This is a genomic window from Paraburkholderia bryophila, from assembly GCF_003269035.1.
GTDB lineage: Bacteria > Pseudomonadota > Gammaproteobacteria > Burkholderiales > Burkholderiaceae > Paraburkholderia > Paraburkholderia bryophila.
Map to the genome: position 1 here is coordinate 1 of NZ_QLTK01000068.1, position 2,876 is coordinate 2,876.

General features: G+C 54.3%; 4 protein-coding genes. 3 read left to right on the plus strand and 1 reads right to left on the minus strand.

The features are described 5' to 3' along the window. From BX591_RS35700 to BX591_RS35710, 3 genes are all read left to right on the plus strand, one after another. A partial coding sequence (locus tag BX591_RS35700; protein ID WP_111935994.1) for a 3D domain-containing protein occupies positions 1 to 832 on the plus strand: 832 nt, incomplete at its 5' end. Positions 833 to 835: 3 nt separating this feature from the next. Beyond that, on the plus strand, positions 836 to 1,258 hold the full coding sequence (locus tag BX591_RS35705) for a hypothetical protein (protein ID WP_146749866.1): 423 nt from the start codon (positions 836 to 838) through the stop codon (positions 1,256 to 1,258). Between the two features lie 263 nt (positions 1,259 to 1,521). Then, positions 1,522 to 2,013, plus strand: coding sequence for a cupin domain-containing protein (locus BX591_RS35710; RefSeq protein ID WP_111935996.1), 492 nt, complete (start codon positions 1,522 to 1,524; stop codon positions 2,011 to 2,013). 122 nt (positions 2,014 to 2,135) lie between these two features. On the opposite strand, the gene BX591_RS35715 is transcribed toward BX591_RS35710, so the two are convergent. Beyond that, positions 2,136 to 2,642, minus strand: a complete 507-nt coding sequence (locus tag BX591_RS35715) for a hypothetical protein (protein WP_090685957.1) — start codon at positions 2,640 to 2,642, stop codon at positions 2,136 to 2,138. Positions 2,643 to 2,876: the final 234 nt, after the last annotated feature.

A 2,876-nucleotide genomic window follows, 5' to 3' on the forward strand; every position in this document is an offset into this window, starting at 1 on the left:
TCAGGACAACGCGTTCGGCGACAAGTTGCCGATCATTCCGCGCGAATCTCACGTCGAACACGGCAAGGTGCTTTATCGCCTGAAGATCAAGGCAAGGTTGCGTAGCCTTAGCGCGGCGGCACCGGTTGCGGGACGCTCGATTTCTATCACGAGCAATCGCACCGGCGACAGAGTGCAATTATCGCCAACGAGCACCGACTCAAATGGTGCGGTTATCGTAACGCTTGAGGGCCGGGACAAAGGCGCGCGGACGCTAACGGTCACCGATCACGACATTACGGCGGTTCCCCTGGACGTCACGCTGTCAGACGCTTGGTACGAGAGCACGTTTCTCATCACTGCCTACAACGTGTGTAACGAAACTGACTTCGGCTGGCAGATGGTGACAGCACCGGGTCTCGGCGATCAGCACAGAAACGACTTCCTGAATGGCGCGAGTGGCGTCGTCATGCAAGGAACCGGCATGGCGCTGAACGGCCGTTATGTTCGACCAACCCACGTTGGCACACATTGGCACCTCAACGCCCAAGGTCACCCGGATCACCTCGAAGACCCACAAGCCGTCACCTTTGCCTACTCAGACGGTGTCCTGGGCGCGTTCGGCACAGTCACAGAAAACCACTCGATCGCTGTCGATCCCACGGTAATCCCGCCGCGAGCGCGCGTGAACATCGATGCGGTAGGTGAGCGCTACGCAGACGACCGGGGCAGCCAGATACAGGGGTATCACGTTGACAATTTTCTAGGTGCGGGCCACGCTGTCGTCCAAACTTGGACGCACGGGGCGATCAATGGGACGCAGCGTAAAGTCAAGTATCTTGGAGGCACCTGAACCATGAAGCGATGGTACCGATCCGCACTCGCGGCTTGTGCAGTTGCAAGCACGCTTGGCTTGATGGCTGGACCGGCTTTAGCAGACGGTTCTGTGAGTTTCTCCGCAGATATCCTGCCGCTTATTAAGGCGAGACCGCCGTTTGAGAAGTTTATTAGCGACACATTCCAAGTGACGGACACCGGCTGGGGTGTTCGGATCGGCAACGGAATGATGCCGCACTTGGGCGGTGCCCGAATGGGACCTTATGAATTCGAGGCGCTATGGCACAGCCGCAATGGGGACGTCCCTGTCACGCTCGTCATCGATACCGACATCAAATTTTTTGATCGTAAGGGACGAGAGATCACAAACGGTCAGTTACAAAACGCAGTCAGCCTGAAGGAGACCTTCAGCTCAATCGAAATCGAACCGCCCAAAAACTGAGACTTCAAGCGGTGAGCAGGCAATGAAAGTAGGCTCGAAAGGGTGGCTAGTGGGTCGATCAGAGAGGGTCGTCGTCGGGCTCAGTTCGGCCAGTTTGAGACGTTCGACACTCAGGCTAGGATGGTTGACAATTGACTCGCGACCTATTTGTCCGTTCAGCGGACGCACGTCGCTGTGCAGACGTTCATCCCTGTAGTTTTTGTGCCCGCAGGCACGAACTGGTCGATCTGAACGCCGAGTTGATGCCTCTTCTGGAAGAATCTATGAGCAAACCTATCGAACTGCTTAAGGCTGAGGACATTGCCAAAATGGAAGGCAAATCCAGAGCGCATCTTTTGAATCCGGACGCCATTCGCATTTCCAAATCAATTGGCGACGTCACTGGTCTCACCGATCTTGGTTTTCAACTAATGACGGTGATGCCAGGCCACGAGTACGCGGAATACCATCGTCATCTGTACGAGGAGCAATGCTTTTACATTCTGTCAGGCAGCGGCGAAGCAATTATCGAAGGAAAACGCTACGTCATTGACAGTGGCGATTTTCTCGGATTTCCTAAAAATGGAGTTGCCCACACGATAGCAAACAACGGCGATGCCCCTCTGGTGATGATTTCTGCGAGAACAAACCTAGAGCAGGATATCTGCGAATATCCCAGAAAGAAAAAGCGACTCTATATGAATGGTTCGGAGGAAGCGTTGGTTGACTTTGATGATGTTCGATTCGAGCCGCCCGCTGGGGAGCAGCGACCTTAGATATCGCAATGGATCGATGTGTGCCGATTGCATGAGGCAGGGGCCGGCCACTTTCGGACGTTCGACGTCGTGGCCTGAATCGTTGACACCTTCAAGACCAAGTTGACTGGATGCGCCGTCCGCTACCTTTTCAATAGGGCCGCGTAGTAGTCGGCGATGTTGTCCTCCGTCCCCTTTGTGATCCGATTGAATACTCGTCCCCATGGCCAGAAGCTGGAACCTGAGGTGGTTCGCAGACCCGGGAATCGGCTTCCGCCAAGGGTGACCATACCCCACTCGCCACCATGATTGCGGCGATACACCTCTCCGACGTAACTTCCGTAGGCTTTCGCGAATGACATGACTTGTTCGTCCGTTGGCTTGGGACTCGTGCTGACGTAGGATGAACTCATTTGCGCCAAGGCCTTTTCGACATTTGCAATACTCGCGTCCGACCAGTCGAGTTTTATTCCAAACTGTTTCGCGGAGAAGTCGACGGCGTCTAGCGAGTAGGCTTCCGCAATTTTCTGGATTTTTGGATCAGGAGAAAAGGACTGGTCAGATGGGGTTTCTGCCAGCGCAACTCCACCACGAACGCAAGCCATCAGGGCGATCAGCGCTAACAGGAAGCGCTTTACGATTGTTTTCAAGAGGATTCCCACTCCAAGACAACTCTGAGTCGCTGCTGCGAGTCAGAGTGTTGAATTTTCGCCTCGACCGATCTTATACGTCGGAGCAGCCTATAAGCTATGTGAACGGCAGCTTTCGGCAAATCTGAAGGTCCCCTGTGGGTCGAGCTTGTGTGAAAACGCGCTGATCGCCTAAACTGGATTAACTCATTCAGCATGGGTGACCGGATGAAGCGATTCATAGAAGGTGAAGAT